General features: G+C 62.3%; 3 protein-coding genes and 1 pseudogene. All 4 read right to left on the minus strand.

Features of this window, described 5'->3' with window-relative positions; genetic code table 11:
- Positions 1 to 617 precede the first annotated feature (617 nt).
- Positions 618 to 1,559 (minus strand): GlxA family transcriptional regulator, encoded by a 942-nt coding sequence (locus tag ACF1AK_RS36130; RefSeq protein ID WP_209923687.1) that lies wholly within the window; start codon positions 1,557 to 1,559, stop codon positions 618 to 620.
- A gap of 93 nt (positions 1,560 to 1,652) precedes the next feature.
- Complete coding sequence (locus tag ACF1AK_RS36135) at positions 1,653 to 2,660, minus strand: IS481 family transposase (RefSeq protein WP_391503062.1); 1,008 nt, start codon at positions 2,658 to 2,660, stop codon at positions 1,653 to 1,655.
- Positions 2,661 to 2,809: 149 nt separating this feature from the next.
- The gene (locus tag ACF1AK_RS36140; RefSeq protein ID WP_166814094.1) at positions 2,810 to 3,148 is read right to left on the minus strand and encodes a DNA-binding protein; all 339 of its coding nucleotides are present in this window, start codon (positions 3,146 to 3,148) and stop codon (positions 2,810 to 2,812) included.
- A gap of 243 nt (positions 3,149 to 3,391) precedes the next feature.
- Positions 3,392 to 3,713 (minus strand): annotated as a pseudogene (locus tag ACF1AK_RS36145) (hypothetical protein); the annotation flags it as partial.

Below are 3,713 nucleotides of genomic sequence, written 5' to 3' on the forward strand. Positions count from 1 at the left end.
GCTTTGCGTCTATCGCTTGATGCGCCCACTGGGCGAACGAGCCACTGACCTGCGCAAACGCCGAGCGTGGGGGACGCCGCCATCCGGTGGTGACCGACGTCGACCGACCAGTACCGACCGTTTCACCGGAGCTTGCGGCGGCGTCGAAGCCGAGCAAGCTCCATTCCTTTAGCTCACCGCGCCCTCCTCCTCGCCGGTCCCGTCGTCGTCGAAGACGTTTCAGGGGTCTTCTCAGATGACGGTGTAAGTCGGCCGGGCGCGTCGGTCCGCAGGTAGACGTCGAGGTCTCCCGACGATGGAGGTTCCTACGCCATCCATCCGAAAGACCTCGACGTGACCGACGCTACCCCGCCGGCCGGCTTCGGCCGCCCTGACCTGACCGCCTTCGCGTCTCATCCCAATCGACCCTGATCGAGTCTGCTGACCCCCTCGACGAGAACGCAGCGACATCACAGCCACCCAACCCCGACCGTCCGGGAAGCCGGGACACGTCACATGGCCTGTGCTGCGGGCGTGTCGAGTGGGTCGTCCAGGGGCGACGCAGGAGCGTCGACGCGACGTGCTGAGAGGTGGTTCCAACCGAGCACTAGGACACCGGCTACAGGCATGGCGATAGGTCAGGAACGGCGTCGCTCCCTACGCAGGAGGGAGCGCAGAGTCTCGGCGTTCGCGTAGCCGACCCGTAGCGCGATCTCGGCGGAGGTGAGGTCCGTGGTTGCTGAGAGGTGCCGAGCTCGTTCGATGCGAAGCCGTTGGACGAAGCCGAGCGGAGTGAGGTTGAGCGCCGCACGGACTCGTCGTTCGAGGGTGCGCCGGCTGGTGCCGAGCGACTGCGCGACGAAGGCGACGTTGAACGGTTCGTCCAGGCGGGCGCGCACGAAGCGTTCGAACTCGACGACGATCGGGTCCTCGTGCCGGAGATGTTCGTAGGCGACGAAGGCCGCCTGCGACGGACGCTCGTCGATGATGAGGAGCTTGGCGACATGTTGGGCCAGGTCGGGGCTGATCGATCGCACGAGTGAGAGCGCGAGGTCGATGTGGGCGAACGCGGCGCCGGCGGTGACGAGGTTCCCGTCGACCACGACCATGGTGTCGAGATCGAGGGCGACGGTCGGATAGCGCTTCAGGAACTCCGGCCCCAGGAACCAGCTGGTCGTCGCCCGCCGATGATGCATCCGTCCGGTCTCGGCGACAGCGAACACGCCGGTGCACGCCGCGGCGATCCGGGTGGTCGCGTCGTCGAGGCGCCCGAGCGAGGCGATGACCGAACGAGCATCTCGGCTCTGGAGGGCGTCGTTGGTAGCGGCGGCCGTGAGGGTTCCAAGCGCAGGGACGACGACCACGTCGAACTCTGCGGACTCCGACAGCGGGTGGTCCACCGACAGGGTCATCGATGCCGTCGTGGTCACTCTCCGTTTCGGTCCGAGGATGGCGAGTTCGATCGGGTCGATCCGCGGGTCGACATCGCTGCGGGCTCCGTCGGCCACCCGCACGATGTCGATGATCGACGCGACAGCCGAACCGAAGCAGCCGTCGATCGCGATCAGTCCGATACGCATGGCGCGAACAATAGCAATACTGCCGTATACGCCACTTCTCACATGCCCTTGCTCGTCATACGCTTAACTCGCTTCACCAAGAAACCTCGACACCTAGGTGTACGAGGCACGGACGTTAGTTACGCGATGCCGGCGGTAAGCGGCGGGCGGTCGTCCTCCGCGTGTTGAATGCGGTCGGTGGTAATTGTAGTGAACATTCCAGATTTCGACGGCAGTGCGCCGCTCAGCTTCGCTGGTGTACTCGCGGGAGTACAGCAGTTCTTCGGCGAGGATACGGTTGTAGCGTTCGACCTTCCCGTTATGTTTCGGGGTGTACGGCTTGATCCGGTAGTGCCGCGCTTCGCGTAATGAAACGGTGAAATCTGCTGCCCGGTAGCATGATCCGTTGTCGGTGATCACGCGCTCGATACGGGTGATGCCGTGTGCGGCGAAGAAGACGCGGGCGTTGTTCATGAAATCGATGGCTGTTGCGGCGGTTTCGTTGTCGCGTGCCTCGGTGTACGCCAGGCGGGTGTTCCCGTCGATCGCGGAATGCAAATAGGTGTACCCGACCCGGGCTTGCTTGTTCTTCGTTTTCCGACGCTGCGATCGTTTGGCCTGCTCGGAGCCGCGGCCGTGGGCACGCCACCCGCCGCCGTCGGGGATCTTCCCGACTTTCTTGATGTCGACGTGGACCATCTGGCCGGGTCGTTTTGCAACGATGACCTGCGGTTTTCGGTTGGTTTCGCCGTTCGGGTCGATGAACCGGCGGCGGTGCAATCCGAGGTTCCGCAGGATTTTCGTGACGGTCCGGCGAGCAATGACCGTTCCATCCATTCGGAGTTCGAACGTGATTCGTGAAGCCGACCATTTCCGGCTCCGGCGCATCGACTCGATGTCGGCCACGACCTCCGCGGCTGTGGCGGTGGGTTGGTGTTTCGGTGCGCTGGATCGGTCCTGTAGTCCCAGGTCACCATATTTGCGGTGACGGTTGACCCACTTGGAGGCGCATTGTCGGGAGATGCCCATTTCGGCGGCGACGTGGGCGATCGGACGACTCTGGCACCGCTCGATCAGGCGTCGTCTTCCTTCCACAGTGAGTGGGGCATTACGGTGTGTCACAGGGCTGGTCCCTTTGCTGTTGATGGTCAGTTTCGCAACTTCCATCCTGCCGCGAAGGACCAGCCCGTCCACTTCAATCCCGCGTCAGCAACGTCCATACCCGCAACAGCTAGGCCGATGACCGTTTCGTTTCCTTGATCGCTACGGGATCATCCTGGCGGACGATAAATGCCGAGGACTTTTGCAGCGTGAACGGTGGAAAGGAGCCGTGGCGTCTCGATTGCATCGGCGATGCGGTCGAAGTCAGCGGCGGTCAGCACACGCAGGGACAGCAAACCTAAGGTGTACGTGTCGAGAATTTCCAGCGCAGCGGTGGTGGCCTGCCGGACGGATACGGCAGGAATGGTGAATACGACTTCGACCCAGCCGAGTTCCGAGCGCTGGACGGCACCGTGGTGATCGATTATGGGCGGGAGAAGTTCACCGCTGACGTTCTCGTCGAATTGCATGTCGAGTTCGGCGACGACGACATACGCCTGTTGCGTCACAGGATTCGAACCCTCTCATTGTCACGGTCGGTAGTGAATTCAGGACGGGCGAGAGTAGATCGGGGTGCTGCCTAAACTCAAACCCTTCGTTCGGCCGCAACCCCTTCGATCCAGAAAGTCGTTGCGGCTGAACAAGCTTAATTCAGTGCATCGCCAGACCGAACCAGGCCGACGCTCCTAGCAGTAGGAGCGCAATGAGGATGACGGCGCGGGTGGTGTAAACGTGTCGCATCAGGACTCCGATCAGACGAAAACGAATCGTTCGGTGTGAAGATTTTGCGCCGGCACTCCCAGCTCGGTCAGTGACTCCTCGACAGCATTGAGCATCGGGGCGGGCCCACAGGTGAAGTACTGCAGTCGCTGATAGCGATCAGGCAGGTGGCGGACGATCATTTCGCGATCGAGGTAGCCTTGTTCACCGGTCCACCCTTCGGGTGGCGTCATCAGGATATTGACGATGGTGAGGTTCAAACGACGTTTAAGGCTTTCTAGTTCCTCGTCGAATGTGATGTCGTCGAGTGAGCGGCTGGCGTAGTACAGCAGATACGGTCGATTGTCGCTGCGG

It is taken from the genome of Kitasatospora sp. NPDC015120 (genome assembly GCF_043080305.1).
GTDB lineage: Bacteria > Actinomycetota > Actinomycetes > Streptomycetales > Streptomycetaceae > Kitasatospora.